17 protein-coding genes and 1 tRNA gene are annotated in these 18,296 nt (G+C 41.4%); 13 read left to right on the top strand and 5 right to left on the bottom strand.

Annotation, left to right across the window (positions count from 1 at the left end; translation table 11 throughout):
* Positions 1-5: 5 nt before the first annotated feature.
* Together KCV26_09580 and KCV26_09575 are read right to left on the bottom strand one after the other, a co-directional pair.
* Positions 6-875 (bottom strand): NAD kinase, encoded by an 870-nt coding sequence (locus KCV26_09580; protein WZX35575.1) that lies wholly within the window; start codon positions 873-875, stop codon positions 6-8.
* A gap of 82 nt (positions 876-957) precedes the next feature.
* Positions 958-1,329 (bottom strand): hypothetical protein, encoded by a 372-nt coding sequence (locus KCV26_09575; protein WZX35574.1) that lies wholly within the window; start codon positions 1,327-1,329, stop codon positions 958-960.
* Between the two features lie 157 nt (positions 1,330-1,486).
* Here KCV26_09575 and KCV26_09570 point away from each other — a divergent pair, with 157 nt between their 5' ends.
* From KCV26_09570 to rpsA, 6 genes are all read left to right on the top strand, one after another.
* A complete protein-coding gene (locus KCV26_09570) occupies positions 1,487-2,224 on the top strand; it encodes a pyridoxine 5'-phosphate synthase (protein WZX35573.1) in 738 nt (245 codons plus the stop codon).
* A 44-nt stretch (positions 2,225-2,268) separates the two neighbouring features.
* Complete coding sequence (locus KCV26_09565; GenBank protein WZX35572.1) at positions 2,269-2,970, top strand: MotA/TolQ/ExbB proton channel family protein; 702 nt, start codon at positions 2,269-2,271, stop codon at positions 2,968-2,970.
* 12 nt (positions 2,971-2,982) lie between these two features.
* The gene (locus KCV26_09560) at positions 2,983-3,390 is read left to right on the top strand and encodes a biopolymer transporter ExbD (protein ID WZX35571.1); all 408 of its coding nucleotides are present in this window, start codon (positions 2,983-2,985) and stop codon (positions 3,388-3,390) included.
* 25 nt (positions 3,391-3,415) lie between these two features.
* Positions 3,416-4,201, top strand: coding sequence for a TonB family protein (locus tag KCV26_09555; GenBank protein ID WZX35570.1), 786 nt, complete (start codon positions 3,416-3,418; stop codon positions 4,199-4,201).
* Between the two features lie 73 nt (positions 4,202-4,274).
* Positions 4,275-4,820 (top strand): DJ-1/PfpI family protein, encoded by a 546-nt coding sequence (locus KCV26_09550; protein WZX35569.1) that lies wholly within the window; start codon positions 4,275-4,277, stop codon positions 4,818-4,820.
* Between the two features lie 158 nt (positions 4,821-4,978).
* A complete protein-coding gene (gene rpsA, locus KCV26_09545; GenBank protein ID WZX35568.1) occupies positions 4,979-6,919 on the top strand; it encodes a 30S ribosomal protein S1 in 1,941 nt (646 codons plus the stop codon).
* 617 nt (positions 6,920-7,536) lie between these two features.
* On the opposite strand, the gene KCV26_09540 is transcribed toward rpsA, so the two are convergent.
* Genes KCV26_09540 through KCV26_09530 form a run of 3 tightly spaced genes read right to left on the bottom strand, consistent with a single transcriptional unit; the run spans position 7,537 to position 10,200 of the window.
* On the bottom strand, positions 7,537-8,241 hold the full coding sequence (locus KCV26_09540) for a hypothetical protein (protein ID WZX35567.1): 705 nt from the start codon (positions 8,239-8,241) through the stop codon (positions 7,537-7,539).
* Positions 8,242-8,271: 30 nt separating this feature from the next.
* Complete coding sequence (locus KCV26_09535) at positions 8,272-9,636, bottom strand: hypothetical protein (protein ID WZX35566.1); 1,365 nt, start codon at positions 9,634-9,636, stop codon at positions 8,272-8,274.
* 6 nt (positions 9,637-9,642) lie between these two features.
* The gene (locus tag KCV26_09530) at positions 9,643-10,200 is read right to left on the bottom strand and encodes a sigma-70 family RNA polymerase sigma factor (protein ID WZX35565.1); all 558 of its coding nucleotides are present in this window, start codon (positions 10,198-10,200) and stop codon (positions 9,643-9,645) included.
* A 268-nt stretch (positions 10,201-10,468) separates the two neighbouring features.
* Here KCV26_09530 and sppA point away from each other — a divergent pair, with 268 nt between their 5' ends.
* From sppA to cas6, 7 genes are all read left to right on the top strand, one after another.
* Positions 10,469-12,244: a signal peptide peptidase SppA gene (sppA, locus tag KCV26_09525; GenBank protein ID WZX35564.1), complete on the top strand. Its 1,776-nt coding sequence runs from the start codon at positions 10,469-10,471 to the stop codon at positions 12,242-12,244.
* A 41-nt stretch (positions 12,245-12,285) separates the two neighbouring features.
* Positions 12,286-13,404 carry a tetraacyldisaccharide 4'-kinase gene (lpxK, locus tag KCV26_09520; protein ID WZX35563.1) on the top strand — a complete coding sequence of 373 codons (1,119 nt, stop codon included), beginning with the start codon at positions 12,286-12,288 and terminating at the stop codon, positions 13,402-13,404.
* On the top strand, positions 13,361-14,173 hold the full coding sequence (locus KCV26_09515) for a purine-nucleoside phosphorylase (protein ID WZX35562.1): 813 nt from the start codon (positions 13,361-13,363) through the stop codon (positions 14,171-14,173). Before lpxK ends, KCV26_09515 begins: the two co-directional genes overlap by 44 nt.
* Before the next feature lie 11 nt (positions 14,174-14,184).
* A complete protein-coding gene (thiL, locus tag KCV26_09510) occupies positions 14,185-15,210 on the top strand; it encodes a thiamine-phosphate kinase (GenBank protein WZX35561.1) in 1,026 nt (341 codons plus the stop codon).
* Positions 15,211-15,297: 87 nt separating this feature from the next.
* Positions 15,298-15,370, top strand: a tRNA-Phe gene (locus KCV26_09505).
* A gap of 445 nt (positions 15,371-15,815) precedes the next feature.
* Positions 15,816-17,087, top strand: coding sequence for an ATP-binding protein (locus tag KCV26_09500; GenBank protein ID WZX35560.1), 1,272 nt, complete (start codon positions 15,816-15,818; stop codon positions 17,085-17,087).
* A 426-nt stretch (positions 17,088-17,513) separates the two neighbouring features.
* Complete coding sequence (gene cas6, locus KCV26_09495; protein ID WZX35559.1) at positions 17,514-18,284, top strand: CRISPR-associated endoribonuclease Cas6; 771 nt, start codon at positions 17,514-17,516, stop codon at positions 18,282-18,284.
* Positions 18,285-18,296: the final 12 nt, after the last annotated feature.

Here is an 18,296-nt window from a genome sequence, read left to right as displayed (position 1 = left end):
CATCGTTATTTTCTCCTTACGTCCACGCCCCACATCAGTTTATCGCGTAGCGTTTCGTAAAAAGTATGCCCTTTGCGCTTTACCACCTTGAGCATATAGTCTGCTTTTTTCACTTCAATTTCGGTTCTCACATGACAAACTTGTGACTGACCGTCCAGGGAAACCAGAAAACTGTTGCTTCGGCTTTCTATTCTTAGTTTGATCTTTGCATCGTCCTGTACGATTAACGGCCTTGATGTCAAATTGTGGGGAGCAATAGGCGACAAGACAAAACTTGGAGAGCTTGGAACAAGTATTGGCCCACCAACGCTGAGTGAATAGGCTGTTGAACCTGTTGGTGTAGCAACAACTAGGCCATCGGCCTGATAAGACGTGAGAAAATCGTTGTTTATATATGTATGAATAGTGAGCATCGACGCTGTGTCTTGTTTTAGTATTGCCACTTCGTTCAAGGCACGATTCGGTTCATCCACAGCTATTTCAAGCAGAGATCGTTCTTCAATCTCATATTCACCGGTAAAAATCTCATGAAGCGTTTCTTTTAAATCACTAAAGTTAACATCAGCAAGAAAACCTAGCCTTCCGGTGTTTATACCTAAAACAGGAATGTCTGAGTTACCTACAACAGCTGCCGTTCGCAGGAAAGTACCGTCTCCACCTACGCTTAACGCGAGATCTACAGGGGGTAGTTCATCGAAAAGTAAACACAACGGACGGAGGGTATCTTGTGTAAATCGCGATACCGAGTAGAATAAGGTATCAGACAAATAGAGCTCAACCGGATATTGCTTCACCGCCTCACAAACTTTAATCATTTGAGATTCGGCTTGGGGGGTATACTCGGGAAAAGTGCTCCCAAACAGTGCAATTTTCATTTTTTTCAGATTGTCAAACTTATGGGTTTACAGACATCAGAGAGTTAGGCCTTGGACCAAAAGGAGGAAGAGACGAAGCCACTCACATGTTTAGATAATACAACAACTCATCCAACCTCTCTTTATGAGTTTCGGTAACAACGCCCTCTTTCATCTCATAGTGCAAAACTTTGTAATTGAATCTTTCCAAACTCATCAAAACCGGAGAAATATCCAACAGGTTCAACTTGATGGAAATAATTAACGTATTGCCGTCAGCTACCGGGAGAATAAAAACATTCATGATGCGGGCATTGTTGCTTTCAACAATACGGGCAATCTCGGTGAGTGTATAGTCTACCAACGAAATCTCTATTACAACCAGTGAGTTTTCCGTATCGGAAAGACCGAGAAAATTCTCAACAGTAAACGATACGGACTGTTTTTCTATCTGATGTCTGATAAAATCTTTCATCTGTTACTAGGCAAAACCGTTATTTCGTATTAATTTTGTAATGTTTTACAAAGATGGGAATTTTTTAGGTAAAAAATCGCGTTAGGTTGTTTTTTATCAATTCTCATCAGAGAAATGAATTTCAAACACAACAATCAAAGAGGGTAAGTTGATTTAAATGACAAAATTAAGTGTAAATATCAATAAAGTGGCTACCATCCGAAATTCAAGAGGAGGGAATATTCCAGACGTAATTCAAGTAGCCGTTGACTGTCAACTGTTTGGAGCAGAAGGAATTACCGTCCACCCCAGACCCGATGAGCGCCATATCCGCTATACGGATGTAATTGACCTGCAACCCAGGATAACTACCGAATTTAACATTGAAGGGAATCCTTCCCCTGAGTTTATTTCGCTGATAAAAAAAATACGCCCTACGCAAGTAACACTCGTTCCTGACGCACACGATGTCCTTACATCGGATTGCGGATGGAATACGTTGGAAAACAGGGATTTTCTAACCGAGGTAGTAAATGAATTCCAATCGATGGGTGTGCGTACTTCCATTTTTGTAGACACAAATCTGGAAATGATAAAAATGGCATCGAAAATTGGTACTGACAGAATTGAGCTTTATACCGGACCCTATGCCGAAGAATTCAAAACCAATAAGGAAAAGGCAGTGGCCCCTTACGTAGAAGCGGCAACAATGGCTAAAAACCTGGGTTTGGGAGTAAATGCGGGACATGATTTGAATTTGGACAATCTGAATTACCTTTACGTAAACATTCCCTGGCTAAAAGAAGTATCCATTGGGCATTCGCTCATTAGCGACGCACTTTATATGGGTTTGGAAAAAACAATTAAAGCTTATAAAAATTGTTTAAATACTCCTGTCAACAGTACTAATGCCTAGAATATTATTTATCTTTACAAACACCTTTTAAAATATCCGATTTGATGAACTTGTTACAAATTGCTCCTGTTCAAGATACATTGCAACAAATACAGCAGATTACAACTGCCGTTGAACCTCAAACAACCATGAACGCCTTAGACCTGGCATTTAAAGGCGGTTGGTTGATGATCGTATTGTTGGTACTTTTACTACTTTCCGTATACGTACTGATTGAGAGAACATTAGTAATAAATAAAGCCGGGCAGGAAGACAATTCTTTCATGAACCGCATAAAGGATTATATCCTGGATGGAAAAATAGAAACAGCGATGACTCTTTGTCGTAATACCAACACACCCTCAGCAAGAATGGTTGAGAAAGGAATCTCGCGGTTGGGCAGACCTACGGCAGATGTTATGTCAGCAATTGAGAATCAGGGAAACATAGAAATCTCCAAACTGGAAAAAGGATTGCCGCTTCTTGCGACCACCGCATCGGGAGCTCCTATGATCGGATTTCTTGGAACGGTTACAGGGATGGTGAAGGCCTTTATGAGCATGGCTAGTGCAGGAGCGAATGTGGATGTCAATATTTTATCAACAGGAATCTATGAAGCGTTGGTTACAACCGTTGCCGGCCTTATCGTGGGGATTATCGCATTATTTGCCTACAACTACCTTACAACGAGAATAAAAGGTATCGTAAACAAACTGGAGATGCGAATCATGGAATTTATGGATATTTTGAATGAACCGGTGGCATAAAACAAAAGGAAAATGGCATTAAAACAACGATTTAATGTAGAAGCAAATTTCAGCATGGCCTCCATGACTGATGTGATCTTTCTTCTGTTGATTTTCTTCATGATCACATCCACCATCGTAGTGCCAAATGCAATAAAGGTGCTGCTTCCCAAATCACAACAACAGGCACAGGCAAAGCCCATTACTCGGGTTACCATAGACAAGAGCCTGAACTATTACGTTGCCAATGCAAACGAGACCGAACGGATGGTAACTTTTGAACAAATTACACCGTTTTTGCAATCGGTCTACTCGGCTGAACCGGATATCTTCGTAGCACTCTATGCCGATGAGGAAGTGCCCTACCGCGAAATAGTAAAAATACTGGATATTGCGAATCAGAACCAATTTAAAATGGTGCTGATGACAAGACCGAACTAGAAAACCGGTCAATTACTTTTACAGGATGCAAATCACAAGAGAAAAAACAGCAGGAATAGCAGGGACAATCCTCTTTGCCGTATTGCTTCTGCTTGTACTTTTGTTCTCTTACTTCACACTGGTAATACCCCCGGATGAGCTGGAGGGTATCCCCGTTATGTTTGGAAATGTGGAAGAGGCTTCCGGCACAACGGAATCTCCCATGAATGAAATATCTCCTGCACCCGCGCAACGCCCATCCGTCCCTGAATACTCGCCCGAAGAGCCGCTGATCACTCAACAAACAGAACCAACAATAGACGTTACTGCACAACGTGAAGCAGAGCGACGTAAGGCGCAATTAGCAGAACAACGTAGGTTACAGGAAGAGGCTGCACGCAGACAACGTGAAGAAGATGCCAGGCGCAGAGAAATAAATCAGCAAATGAGCGGACTGTTTGGTGAAAACTCCGGCAGCCGGGGTGAAACCGAAGGCAGCGGAACCCAAGGAGTTTCTACGGGAAATGCTTCCCAGGGAGCCACATCGGGTACAGGTGGAATCGGGACCTTCGATTTGGGAGGCCGAAGCTTGGGTTCAGGCGGGTTAGCTCAACCCAACTATTCGGTAAACGATTACGGAACGGTCGTTGTCAACATTACGGTAGATCCCCGCGGAAACGTTATAAATGCCGAAATTGGCCGCGGCACAAATACCCCGAACACTTCACTGCGTAACGAAGCACTGCGGGCGGCACGCAGAACTAAATTCAATGCTATCAACTCTGCCAACAATCAGCAAGGGACCATTACGTACAGGTTTAACCTCAACTGATTGCATCTTTAAATTCGGCGATTTCGCCGCTTTCAATTATCATACGAGTACAACGTAAACAAAACATGAACAGATGAAAAAAGTAGCGCTATTCTTAGCCAATGGCTTCGAAGAAATTGAAGCTTTGGGAACTGTAGACATTTTACGGAGGGCAGGGATTCCTGTTCAGACTGTTTCGATAACTAACGAGAAAAACGTCACCGGAGCGCACCATATTACCGTTCTGGCAGATGTAATCTTCCGGGAGGTGAATTTCCACGATGTGGATGTACTGATACTTCCCGGCGGCATGCCCGGAGCAAAAAACCTTAACGAACACGAAGAACTTAAGAGAAAGGTGAAGGAATATGCCGAAAAAGGCAAGGTTGTAGCTGCTATTTGCGCTGCACCAATGGTATTAGGGGGATTAGGACTTCTGGAAGGGAAAAAAGCAACCTGTTACCCCGGTTTTGAACATCAATTGATCGGAGCTAAAGTCAGCGGCAACAAGGTGAGCGTTGACAAAAATATCATTACCGGAAAAGGGCCGGGATTAGTTTTCGAGTTTGCTTTGGAGTTGGTAGAAACCATTGCCGGAGCGGGGACAAGAAAAGAAGTCCAGGAAGGATTACTTATCTGATCTTCTGCTGGCCTGTCCTCACTTGCGGAAAGTTGATATTTTCCCAAAATTCCGGGTGCAAAGAATTGGTTATTAACAAAAAACCGACTATCTTTGCACCGTTTTTTTTCGACAATATAATGTCTAACTTATTTAATTATTAATTTTTCAAACAACAAATGACTGACAATTTAAAAACTGTAGCTCCCATAGAGGAATTCGATTGGGATGCTTACGCAAAAGGTGACGTCTACTCCAAAGAAAACAAAGAAAAACTTACCGAAAGCTACGACAACACGTTGAGCAAAATCAACGATAAAGAAGTGGTAACCGGTACGGTAACCTCCATGAACAAACGCGAAGTGGTTGTAAACATCGGCTACAAATCAGACGGCGTGGTATCGATGAACGAATTCCGCTACAACCCTGAATTGAAAGTTGGCGACGAGGTAGAGGTTTACATCGAGAGCCAGGAAGACAAAAAAGGACAGTTGATCCTTTCTCACAAAAAAGCACGTGCTTCGCGTTCATGGGATCGCGTAAACGCAGCATTAGAAAACAACGAAGTAATCAAAGGATACATCAAATGCCGTACAAAAGGCGGTATGATTGTGGATGTATTCGGTATCGAAGCGTTCCTGCCGGGTTCTCAAATCGATGTGAAACCTATCCGCGACTACGATATCTTTGTTGACAAAACAATGGAATTCAAGGTGGTAAAAATCAATCCTGAATTCAAGAATGTAGTTGTTTCCCACAAAGCCCTTATTGAAGAAGAGCTGGAACAACAGAAAAAGGAAATTATTTCGAAACTCGAAAAAGGACAGGTACTCGAAGGAGTGGTTAAAAATGTTACCTCCTACGGTGTATTTGTTGACCTCGGCGGCGTTGACGGCTTGATCCACATTACCGACCTTTCCTGGGGACGTATCCAACATCCGGACGAAGTGGTTAAACTGGACGATAAGATCAATGTGGTAATTCTCGACTTTGATGATGACAAAAAGCGCATCGCCCTTGGATTGAAACAGTTAACCCCACATCCGTGGGATGCCATGGACGACAGCCTGAAAGTAGGCGATATCGTTAAGGGAAAAGTGGTAGTTATAGCGGATTACGGAGCATTTGTTGAAGTTGCAGCGGGCGTAGAAGGATTGATCCACGTATCGGAAATGAGCTGGACACAGCATCTGCACAGCGCACAAGACTTTATGAAAGTGGGCGACGAGGTAGAAGCCGTTATCCTGACACTCGATCGCGAGGAGAGAAAAATGTCGCTCGGCGTAAAACAACTCAAGCCCGATCCATGGGATAACATCGAAGAGAAATATCCTGTTGGAAGCACCCACACAGCAACCGTTCGGAACTTCACCAACTTTGGTGCCTTCGTTGAAATTGAAGAAGGTGTTGAAGGATTGATCCATATTTCCGATTTATCCTGGACGAAAAAAATTAAACATCCAAGCGAAGTTACCGAAATCGGAGCTCCAATTAAAGTTCAGGTTCTGGAAATTGATAAAGAGAATCGTCGTTTAAGCCTTGGGCATAAACAATTGGAAGAAAATCCGTGGGATGTATTTGAAACCATTTTCACAGCTGGTTCGGTTCACGAAGGGACAATTCTCGAATTTGTCGACAAAGGTGCAGTAATCGCATTGCCTTACGGTGTAGAAGGTTTTGCTACTCCAAAACACCTGGTGAAAGAAGACGGTTCACAAGCTCAAGTGGACGAAAAACTGGAATTTAAAGTTATCGAGTTCAATAAAGATGCTAAACGCATTATTGTTTCTCACAGCCGTATTCACGAGGATGCTCAAGGAGGCGGTTCTGACGAAAGCAGAAAAGGCAAACGTTCGGGTAAGAAAGAAAACCAATCATCAACAATGGCAATTCCAGTAATGGAAAAAACCACGTTGGGTGATATCGAAGAACTCGCTGCTCTGAAAGAAAAACTCGACAACCAAAAGGTGGCAGCTTTCAAGAAAGAAGCTAAGGCAAAAGCTAATAAAGAAGAGGAAGCAAAAGTTGCTGAGGCAGAAGTGAAGGATGAACCTAAAATTGCAACTGAAGCAGAAGAAACAGTTGAAAATAAAACTGAAGAAACAAAGAGCGAAGAATAAAATTCTCTTCTTCACATGTTTCAACAATAAAAAAAGCTGCCCGTTTGGGTAGCTTTTTTTATTGTTGAAACATGTCTTGTTCTGGAATAGTGTTACGTAAAAAAAGATTACAGGATAACCACCGACTCTCATCATAGATTCAAAAAGTATAAGAATCTGGTGGAAGGTACGCATCTAAACCATCCAGAACAGGTATGGGTTTCCGATATAACTTATATTGGTGGCAAAAAAACGATCATCAGAATGCACTAAATAGCAAAAAGATAACACCGGGTATGACCGAAAGCTATGATCCGTATGCGAATGCAATTGCAGAAAGGGTGAACGGTATATTAAAATAGGAGTTCTTAATCGAAGAGTATCAAGTTGATATAGAGACAATGAGATGGTTGGTTAAAGATGCCGTGCGCATCAACAATCAAAAGGCCTTATTGGTTTTGTCATGTGAAAACACCTGAACAGATGCATAAACAAGAAAGTGTAAACTTTTACATATAAAAAATCAGAGAGAAACAAGGTTAGCCTTGTTTCTCTCTGATGATTCAATTAATATTGTTCTATAAACCTGTAACGCTTATTTAGGACTAGTCAAGATGGTGTTTTGACCGCGGCTCAAATCAGTTTTTATATATCCTGACAGGCTGTGTAACGCTGGTTGGCTGTCCTGCATTTTCTTTGTAATAATTGAATTTTAACTGGATATCTTTAAAATCTTGTCCGTTAAAGTTAACCAGACTACGCAATGAACTCACGTCAAATGCTGCAAAACCATCAACATTCTTTCCAGAAGTTTCCGTGGAAGTGCCGGATTTTTCTAAACGCAATTCCAGTATATATGTATCCGTTGCATCTGGTTGAGTGGTTTCATTATAGAGTTTCGCCTGTACTTTTTCGCCTTCTTTCTTATTCCATACATATTGAACAATCAGGAAATCACCAAATGAACCAACTATGGGCAACCCCCCAATCATGTTAAAGTTAAGGACAGGAGTCATGGTTTCTTGAGGAGCCTCTTGTTGAGAATATACGCCAAGAGGTATTTGCTCTATTTCCGGTGTTATAGCGTTATGTACATTTGTACTGACCATACCGTTTTCGGTACTCCACGACCAGGTAATAAGGTACCACCTGTCCGAATCTTTCGATTTAATCTCATTGGAAGTCATCACAAAATCTCCGTTATGGGCAACTTGTGTTCCCTCTAATTGAGTAATATAAAACAATTGCCGCTGACCTGAAAAGTTACTATCTCCGGCCTCTAAGCATGAAGTCAAAAAGAGTCCAGCAATCACAACACTAAAAAATAAAATCAATTTTCTCATATACATAATTATTTGTTAAATTAAAAATCATTAGAAATCAAATCGGATCCCCGCATTCAAATCGAAACCGATTTTCTTGTCGGTATATATCGTTTTATATTCATAGTTTTTTGCATCAAAGTAATAAACCCCACCAACCTTGCCGTACAAATTAAATCCTCCGTAAATAGGGTAAAACACCCCTACCCCTGCATTTACTGAGATCTGTGGATTCTTCTGACTGATTTTCGTAGTAATCACCCCCTGAGACGCACTGTTTAGTTCAGTTGAAACACTTTGTCCCGTACTCCTGAATTCCCCGTAAATATCTTTTTCCACCATCCCTCCGAAGGATGCAAACAAACCCAGTTTTCCTATATTCACGAAGTTATAATTCAGATTGACTGGAATACCTAAATAATGAAAATGTTGCGTCTCCTGATTTTGAAAATCAACACTGGTGTTTTTAGCCCGCGAGAACAGATAGGTATAAACCAATCCGGTTTCAATGGATAACCTGTCAACAATGGTTTTAGAAACGGTGATGCCGAACGAAACCGGCTGATCGTGTTCCATTTCGGCTACGTTATCAGCAATACTTCGGTTGTTGAATGGGATACTGCTGTAATCAGCATACATCTTATTCGATCCCGTTAATCCGGAATAAAGACCATCTCCGTTTTCAGATGGCTTGACCGCACTGGCACTGCGCAAAGTCATGGGACTATTTACGGTTTTCCGCGAAGAAGTAAGTCCACCTTTTGCGTTCAGTGCCAACATAATAGGTTTACTCTTCTTATCTTCAAACGCCAAACCTTCAAAGATTGTAGCTTTCCCGGCATTCTCAAACTCCTGAATGAGCCGGTCAACCTCTTCCTGACTGGGTTGAACCACCTGCCTTTCCTCAGGACGAATTATTCTTTCTCCCATTGCCTCGGCCTTAACTTCAACAGTTTGTTCAGCAATCACTATCTTTTCCGGAGTTTGTTCTAAGTCTATGTTTACAGACAACACCTTTTCTTTTCTTTTGGTGTACCTGGCCACCAAAACCTCTTGTTTTTGAAGAGAATACCCAACCTGACCGTCCTTGTTACTTTCCTTCTTTGTCGTTTCAGTTTTTGCTATTTGAGTATCCTGTGTATCTAGGCTTCCTGTTTTTTCAGGTGCCATCTTCCCGGTGAAAACAGGGAGATCGGGTTTGACCGGATGAGGCGAATTCAAAAAGAACAAACTTCCCAGTATTAATGCCGCAGTAGCTGCTGCGGAGCCGACATACCAATTTCGGCGGATAATTCTCGCCCGCCTAATGGCATTAAGCGACTGCTCTACCTTCTCCCAGCCATCAGGGGGAACAGGAGCTTCAAAATCGCTGAAAACCGACTTCAATTGTTCTTTAAATATATCTTTTTCGTTCATAGAAGATCATATGTATTTCTTCTTCAACATGGATTGGACTTTCTTTTGTAAAAAAGTCTTGGCTCTGAAATATTGCGACCGGGAAGCGTTTTCTGTTATCCCCAGCATTGCACCAATTTCCTTATGAGGTATATCCTCAAAAATCACTAAGTTGAAAACCGTTCTGTAGCCTTCAGGCATCTCACGAATAATATTCAGAAGTTCTTGACGCGGAATATCTCCTACTTCGAGAGAGTCATCCTCAGGAGTATCCCAAAAGTCTGAATTGTCTTTTCCGTAATCGTTTAAAAAGTTGAACCTTTTTTTCTCCTGACGATAATTTTCGAGAGCCAGATTAACGAAAATCTTGCGTAACCAACCTTCAAAAGAACCCTTGCCCGAATAAGAGCCAATTTGCGTAAAAACCTGCAGAAAACCGTCGTGTAACACATCACGAGCGGTCTCATTATCTTGACAATAACGCAGGCAGACAGCCATCATTTTCGGAGCATACAACTCATACAATGCCTTTTGGGCATTCCGGTTCTGCTTCTTACATGCTGTTATCAACTGCGAATCATCCATGCTTATCGCTTACATTAGTAAAGATGGAAAAAATGAAAAAACGTTGCACGGTTTATCCATTCACCCCTATTCTTTATATTTTTTTAACTATTATAGGTTCTTTCGTGGTCTTTTGTTCTCAAAACAATTTATGAGGTATAAAACCCCGATCACTACAATAATAAATTATCTTACAAGTATAAAGAAACTAAATTGTAATTGTTTTCAATTGCAATATAATTCTTTTTTCTCTATTTTTGTGCTTATAATCAATTTAGAACACAAATTTATGAAAGATTTCTTTAAAATGATGTTTGCATCAGCATTGGGCTTCATCATCGCGAGTTTTATTTTTTCGCTTATTTCAATGCTGATCATGTTTGCTATGATGGGCTCGATCATGGGTTCTTTTGGCAAACAGGAATCATTTGTATTGCAAAATAACTCCGTTTTAAATCTAAGACTCGAAGGCGCCATACAGGAACGTATTGCGGAAAGTGACCCGTTTACCGACCTGGTAGGTGGAGTCCCATCTGCCATAGGTATGAACGACATCATTGGAGCCATCCGTAAAGCAAAAAATAACGACAAGATAAAAGGTATTTATCTGGATACACGTCTTTTTGCAGCTTCCACTGCTACATTGGCAGAAATACGGCAAGAGTTGGAGGATTTTAAAAAAAGTGGCAAGTTTATCGTTGCATATGCCGATACATACACTCAAAACGGCTATTATCTGGCTTCTGTTGCTGATAAGGTGGCCATCAATCCTCAGGGGATGCTCGATGTTCACGGAATTGCTTCAGTTCCGCTGTTTTATAAAGACGCGTTGCAAAAACTCGGCGTAGAAATGCAACTGTTTAAAGTGGGCACTTATAAATCTTTTGCAGAGCCTTTTACCCAAACCGAAATGAGTGAAGCCAACAGAGAACAGGTGAACTCATTCATTACAGATATTTGGAATACTATGAAAACCGATATGGCTGCATCCAGAAATATGGAAACTATGCAAATAGATTCGATCGCCAATCAGTTTCCAATGCTCAGAAAAACCGATTTCCTGTTGTCCCGAAATTTAGTCGACACCGTTCTCTACGAAAGTGAAATGAAAAATTATGTCCGGGAACTGCTCGGGATAGATACTGATACTAAAATTCCGTCGGCAACGGTTGCGGAAATGAAATCAGTAAAAACACCGGCTATACGGAAATCAACAAACTCCATCGCCTTGCTATACGCCACAGGAGGAATTGCATCCGGCAATAGGCCTAATGGCATTCAGGATAAATATTTCGTAAACGAGATTGAAAAACTTCGGAAAGACGATGACATTAAAGCGGTTGTTTTTCGCATCAATTCGGGAGGCGGAAGCGCATATGCCTCGGAGCAAATCTGGAAAGCAATTTCCGATCTGAAGTCGGAAAAACCGGTAGTTGTTTCTATGGGTGACATGGCTGCATCGGGCGGTTACTATATTGCGTGTAATGCTGATAAAATTGTTGCTCAACCCACCACCATCACAGGTTCTATAGGCATTTTCGGTATGTTTCCTAACTTTAGCGGCACACTTGATAAACTGGGCATCGATACAGACGTAGTTAAAACTAATGAATTCTCTGATTTCGGAGACGTTTCCCGAGCTTTCAACGCTCAGGAAGCAGCTATGATGCAAGCTTATGTGGACAGCGGTTACGATCTGTTCCTGACCAGATGTGCCGAAGGCCGTGGAATGCTGAAAGATAGCCTGGCCAAATATGCCGAAGGCAGGGTTTGGACAGGAAATCAGGCCAAGGAAATTGGATTGGTAGATGAACTGGGCGGGGTCGATGAAGCTATCCGTATCGCGGCTGAAATGGCTAATTTAGGCAAAAGCTATGCTGTTTTCGAGTATCCAAGGATAAGGTCACCGTTTGAGGAGATTTTCAGCAAAGACAAGGAAGAATTGGCCGCCAAGACGTTAAAAAGTTATCTGGGAGAAAGCTACGATAAGTTTATGTTCTTGAAAAACCTCAAAGATCAGGATTATATCCAAGCACGTATTCCGTATGAGTTGAATATAAAATAATACAGGCTTTAAAACGCGTAATCTAAAGTTGTAAACAAAAGATGGATTCACCCGTTCCCGATATACGACGTTCGTTGCTGCCACTATCGTGGTTGTACGGGCTTGGCGTGAATTTTCGGAACAGGTTGTTTGATGCGAAAATCCTGAAGCAGCACAAGTTTGATATTCCCGTTATTTGTGTGGGGAATATCACTGTGGGGGGCACAGGAAAAACACCACACATTGAATACCTTATCTACTTATTATCGTCAAGATATAAAGTGGCCGTCCTAAGCCGGGGTTACAAGCGGAAAAGCAAAGGGTTCAGGATTGTAGACGTCGATTCAAAGCCACAGGATGTGGGTGATGAGCCGCTTCAAATAAAGCAGAAATTTCCCGGAACACTCGTTGTGGTGGATAAAAACAGGAGAAGCGCCATAGAGAAAATACAATCCATCGACATAGAAGAGCGACCCCAGGTCATTCTGCTAGACGACGGTTTCCAACACCGTTACGTCACTCCGTCTCTCTCCATCTTATTGGTTGACAGTAACCGCCCGGTCTACGAGGACAAATTACTTCCCGCAGGAAACTTGCGAGAGCCGTTACAGGGAAAAGACCGCGCTTCAATCGTCATTGTCACCAAATGCAGCCGCGATATGCAACCCATCGACTTCCGTATTTATGAAAACGGCCTCGATTTATTTCCTTATCAGGATCTGTACTTCACCACTTTTGATTACGGTAACCTCATACCTGTTTTCCCCGAGTTGCAACCGGAAATTCTCGAGCCCGATGATTTGCGCAAAAAGCACGTTTTTCTGATTACCGGAATTGCATCACCTCAGCCGTTAGTAGAAAAGCTGGAACTGAAAACGTACAATTTATATCCGAAATACTTTCCCGATCACCATTTTTTTAAAAAAGAAGATATTGAGGAAGTTGTACGGGAAATGAACGCCCTGGATGTGGACGACGACGATAAGATGATCGTAACTACCGAGAAAGATGCTGTACGCTTTCATGCATTGTCGTTTCTTGACGAAGAGGTGAAAAAAAGATTGTACTATATCCCCATAGAAGTAGTATTTTTAGAAAAAAACGAAAAAGAATCATTTAATAAAAAAATCAACAAACATGTTAGAAGCTATCAATCAAACAGCCGATTATCTAAAAAATAGAATCGGTGATGTTCCCAATACCGCTATCATTTTAGGAACCGGACTGGGAGAACTAGCCCGGGAGATTAATGATAAAACTGAAATTCCTTACACCGAAATCCCCAACTTCCCGGTTTCGACCGTGGAGGGTCATAGCGGAAAACTCATCATCGGAACACTCGGCAGTAAAAGAGTACTGGCCATGCAAGGGCGTTTTCACTTTTACGAAGGATACAACATGAAACAGGTAACTTTTCCCATCCGTGTTTTCAAGGCTTTGGGTGTTGAATATCTTTTCGTATCAAACGCTGCCGGCGGAATGAATCCGAGCTTCGACGTGGGCGACATCATGCTCATTGAAGATCATATTAACATGTTTCCCGAGCATCCGCTTCACGGCAAGAACTACAACGAACTGGGAACAAGATTTCCCGATATGAGCGAAGCCTACAACAAAGAACTCCGGTTAATGGCGATGGAAATTGCCAAAGAGAAAAACATCAAGTTACAGCACGGTGTGTACGTAGGCGTATCCGGCCCGACGTTTGAAACGCCTGCAGAATATCATTTCTTCCGCGTTATCGGCGGTGATGCCGTAGGCATGTCCACCGTCCCCGAAGTTATCGTTGCCAACCACGCCAAAATGAAAGTATTGGCTTTTTCCATCATTACTGACCTAGGTGTAGTCGGAAAAATTGTGGAAGTTTCACACGAAGAGGTACAGGAAGCTGCAAAAATTGCTCAGCCCAAAATGGCAGAAATTATGCGGGCAATTGTGGAAAGAATGTAAGCAGTTAATTTATGCGTACAGAAATTTCCACCTTAGGAGAGTTTGGATTAATAGACCACCTCACCAAAAATATAATACTCACGCAACCCACAACAAAAAAAGGAGTGGGAGACGATGCTGCTGTTATAGACAACTCGGACAAACGGACGCTTGTCACCACCGATTTATTGCTGGAAGGTATTCATTTCGACCTGACTTACGTTCCGTTGAAACACTTGGGATATAAATCGGCAGTTGTCAACTTTTCCGACATTTATGCGATGAACGGAAAACCACAGCAAATAACGGTTTCGTTGGGTATCTCTCAACGGTTTTCGGTTGAAGATCTGGAAACTTTCTACGCCGGGGTATTACTTGCATGTGAAATTTACGGTGTTGATCTCGTAGGAGGCGACACGACATCATCGCTAACCGGGTTTTCTATTTCCATAACCTGTGTCGGCACAGCTGATGAAGAAAAAATCGTATACCGAAACGGAGCCAAAGATACCGACCTGATATTTGTTTCGGGCGACCTCGGTGCGGCATACATGGGCCTGCAATTGTTGGAACGTGAAAAGGCGGTTTTCGGAGGAAAAGCGGATTTTCAACCTGATTTTTCGGGGAAAGAATATATCCTTGAACGCCAGCTCAAGCCGGAAGCCCGGAAAGACATTGTTCAGTTCCTGTCCGGACAGGAAATAGTCCCCACGGCAATGATTGATATCTCGGATGGATTATCGTCAGACCTCCTCCACATCTGTAAGCAAAGCAACACGGGTTGCCGTATTTTCGAGGAACGGCTACCCATCGATTACCAAACCGCCGTAATGGCAGAAACATTCCATATGAATGTCACAACCGTTGCGTTAAACGGCGGCGAAGACTATGAATTGCTTTTTACCGTTCCCTTGTCTCTTCACGAGAAAGTGTCTGCCCTGCCGGGCGTACATCTTGTGGGCCACATCACTAAACCCGAAGAAGGGTGCTACCTGGTTACCCGCGATGGACAGGAAATGGAATTGAAAGCGCAGGGATGGAATCCAATTGGAAAATAACCGGATAATTTCCGCATATTTTTGTTCCAAAAATTTTTTATTTGTAAAAAATCCTTTTATCTTTGCAGTCGCAATTAAAAAAGCGATGGTGCCATAGCTCAGTTGGTAGAGCAACGGACTGAAAATCCGTGTGTCCCTAGTTCGATTCTTGGTGGCACCACCTGAAAACCAGGGAGTTACGAAAAAGTAGCTCCCCTTTTTTATGTCCATTTCTGTTAAAATACAGGTGAAAACGGTGAAATGTTTTCCATATAGTTAATGATATTTCGTACAAACGGGGTAAAATGTGGGAAAGTGGCTGCTTGCGGCATCTACAAAAGAAAAGCCCCTCATTTAGACGAGCTTCTGGCGGTATGGACGGGTGCGGAACACCCATCTATTAATCCGCTGTATTTGGATATATTACAGTCTCAAACAATACTTATCCCCTACGGATAAACCTACGATTGTATTTCTCTAAAATGTAAAGAACTTCTCCAAACATCTATTTCTTGGTCTTGCAAATATACATTTTTTTCGATTATGGACAAATAAAAATCAAATAAATAATTAAATATATTCGTATATAAACGAAAAAGAATTACATTTGTGCAAAATATTCGATTATGGACGAAAGAATTGCAAGAATAGAAAAGTATAACTTATGGGGGGCTAAAACATTTGATTTTGGCTTTAAACGCGAAGAATATACAGAAAAAATAGTCGATTTTATAGGAAATAGACTAATTAAAGTGCTTGTCGGACAAAGGCGTTCCGGCAAAAGCTATATCTTGCGACAAGTGGGCAAACAGCTTATCGACAATGGTGTAAAGCCTGAAAATACGTTGTTTATAAATCGCGAATTTGCCGATCTGGACTTCCTTCGTACATACAAAGATTTAGACGAACTCATAAAATCTTATAAGAAAGAACTTAAACCCAAAGGGAAAGTTTATATTTTCATTGACGAAGTCCAAATAATAGAACAATGGGAAAAAGTTGTCAATTCATACTCTCAGGATTATTCGGACAGTTACGAGATATTCATTACCGGCTCCAATTCTAAAATGCTTTCGGGTGACTTAGCCACACTCCTATCAGGACGATATGTATCTTTCGAAGTTTTCCCTTACAGTTATTCGGAATACTTGAGAATAACGGGGCAAGACAAGGGCAAACAAAGTTATATGGCTTACATGGATGGTGGCGGACTACCCGAATTATTTATGCTCCAAAAGCAAGAACTTAAACGCAATTATATCTCCGCAATAAAAGACACCGTTTTATTAAGGGATATAATTCAACGTAATAACATTCGTGATCCCAAACTGCTTGAAGATATTTTTGTGTTTTTGGTGAACAACGCTTCTAATCTAATATCCATATCAAGTATTGTAAAGTATTTCAAAGGACAGGGACGAAGAGTAAGCTATGATGCGATATCTAACTATATCGGATATATCGAAGATACGTTTTTAATTCATCGTTGCGACCGATATGATATAAAAGGAAAAGACACGTTATCGGGTAATGCTAAATTTTACATGAATGATTTAGCCTACAAAAATTATCTTTATCCGGGGTTTGGTTATGGTTTTGGATATCTTGTAGAAAATCTGATATACTTAGAGCTGTGTCGTGCCGGATTTGATGTTTATGTCGGTGTTTTACGAAACAAGGAAGTCGATTTTGTAGCTAAGAAAGCTGATCGTGTGATCTATATACAAAGTACGTATTTGCTTTCGGATGAATCTACCGTCGAACGTGAATATTCCGCTCTCGAATCCATTGGTGATAATTTTGAGAAAATTGTCGTATCACTTGATGATGCAACATTGCCTCTAAGGGGTGGAATAAGGCATTTGCAGGCATGGAATCTAAAAGAAATATTGCGATGAAAAAATGACTATTCGGAATATTTGTATCTTATACGTATCCATTTCTGATAGCCAAAGATGATGAATTGGGTAGAAAACTGCAAGATACAGATTTACGTACAAGGTTGCCGGTACCTAAAAAGAAAACAAAACAATTAAGTTAATTGATAAAATAAAATGAGTGTCTCTGCCTGGAAAAAGCAGTAATCAAATACAGAATACCAAAGATAGAACAAGATTTGATGAGGCCGGTTTTTAGGAGTTAGTAAAGGATGAGTAGAAATCCGCATAAAGCTACTTTTCTGAGATGTAAAAGGGGTGCTTTGAACCGTTAGCTGTATAAATTATTAATAAAGTTTTTTTCATAAGCATTTATTTGCAATACATGTAATTAATACCTAATTTTATTCCGTTCTTAATTATTAAAGTCAACTCACTTTGTAAGAAATGAGATTCAAAATTACCTTAAATATTGATAACACTACATTCAGGAACCGACTTCCGCTCAACTACCAATACGAAATGTCAGCCGCACTATACAAAATACTGTATAGTGCTAACGAAGAATACGCTGCATGGCTGCACAACAATGGCTACCTGGCGGACAAATTGACTTTCAAACTCTTTACGTTTTCACGCTTACATATTCCAAACTACCGAATAAAACCGCCGTTTATTGAAATTCAATCCGATACGGTGGAGTGGCTGATTTCATTCCTTCCCGGACGAAGCACACAAGAATTCATTCAAGGTTTATTCAAAGAGCAAAGTTTTGATTTGGGTAACAGGCAGGCGAACGTGCGTTTTCAGGTGAAAAGTGTGGAAATGGTTCCGCCACCAGAGTTTGAAGAAACAATGATATTTGAAACTCTTTCGCCAGCTTGCATTGTTCTCAAACGGGATGACGGCGGGGAAGATTATATTGCTCCCGACCATCCGCAAGCATATGAACAGGTAAAAATAAACTTACTAAATAAATATAAGGCCTTTAAGGGAGAAGATTTTCCCGAAACCGACTTCCCTTTTGCCCTCAAAGCGCTCACCGCGCCAAAATCTGCCCTTATCGCTATTAAATCCGGTACACCGCAAGAAACCAAAATACGTGGATTTATGTGCAAATTTCAATTGACTGCACCGGTGGAGTTGATAAAGATTGCGTATGAGTGTGGGGTTGGTGGGAAAAATAGTCAGGGATTTGGGATGGTCAAAAACAGCTAACGTTTTCATAAA

This window comes from Petrimonas sulfuriphila (genome assembly GCA_038561985.1).
Taxonomy (GTDB): Bacteria; Bacteroidota; Bacteroidia; order Bacteroidales; family Dysgonomonadaceae; genus Petrimonas; species Petrimonas sulfuriphila.
Note: the sequence above shows the minus strand (reverse complement) of the source record. Positions and strands in the feature narration are given on the sequence as shown.

Bases quoted from the DNA above. Each gene is read 5' to 3' on its own strand.
- KCV26_09580 (WZX35575.1), bottom strand. From the start codon at position 875: ATGAAAATTGCACTGTTTGGGAGCACTTTTCCCGAGTATACCCCCCAA.
- sppA (WZX35564.1), top strand. From the start codon at position 10,469: ATGAAAGATTTCTTTAAAATGATGTTTGCATCAGCATTGGGCTTCATC.
- KCV26_09575 (WZX35574.1), bottom strand. From the start codon at position 1,329: ATGAAAGATTTTATCAGACATCAGATAGAAAAACAGTCCGTATCGTTT.
- thiL (WZX35561.1), top strand. From the start codon at position 14,185: ATGCGTACAGAAATTTCCACCTTAGGAGAGTTTGGATTAATAGACCAC.
- KCV26_09535 (WZX35566.1), bottom strand. From the start codon at position 9,636: ATGAACGAAAAAGATATATTTAAAGAACAATTGAAGTCGGTTTTCAGC.
- KCV26_09560 (WZX35571.1), top strand. From the start codon at position 2,983: ATGGCATTAAAACAACGATTTAATGTAGAAGCAAATTTCAGCATGGCC.
- KCV26_09570 (WZX35573.1), top strand. From the start codon at position 1,487: ATGACAAAATTAAGTGTAAATATCAATAAAGTGGCTACCATCCGAAAT.
- lpxK (WZX35563.1), top strand. From the start codon at position 12,286: ATGGATTCACCCGTTCCCGATATACGACGTTCGTTGCTGCCACTATCG.
- cas6 (WZX35559.1), top strand. From the start codon at position 17,514: ATGAGATTCAAAATTACCTTAAATATTGATAACACTACATTCAGGAAC.
- rpsA (WZX35568.1), top strand. From the start codon at position 4,979: ATGACTGACAATTTAAAAACTGTAGCTCCCATAGAGGAATTCGATTGG.
- KCV26_09530 (WZX35565.1), bottom strand. From the start codon at position 10,200: ATGGATGATTCGCAGTTGATAACAGCATGTAAGAAGCAGAACCGGAAT.
- KCV26_09500 (WZX35560.1), top strand. From the start codon at position 15,816: ATGGACGAAAGAATTGCAAGAATAGAAAAGTATAACTTATGGGGGGCT.
- KCV26_09565 (WZX35572.1), top strand. From the start codon at position 2,269: ATGAACTTGTTACAAATTGCTCCTGTTCAAGATACATTGCAACAAATA.
- KCV26_09515 (WZX35562.1), top strand. From the start codon at position 13,361: ATGTTAGAAGCTATCAATCAAACAGCCGATTATCTAAAAAATAGAATC.
- KCV26_09540 (WZX35567.1), bottom strand. From the start codon at position 8,241: ATGAGAAAATTGATTTTATTTTTTAGTGTTGTGATTGCTGGACTCTTT.
- KCV26_09550 (WZX35569.1), top strand. From the start codon at position 4,275: ATGAAAAAAGTAGCGCTATTCTTAGCCAATGGCTTCGAAGAAATTGAA.
- KCV26_09555 (WZX35570.1), top strand. From the start codon at position 3,416: ATGCAAATCACAAGAGAAAAAACAGCAGGAATAGCAGGGACAATCCTC.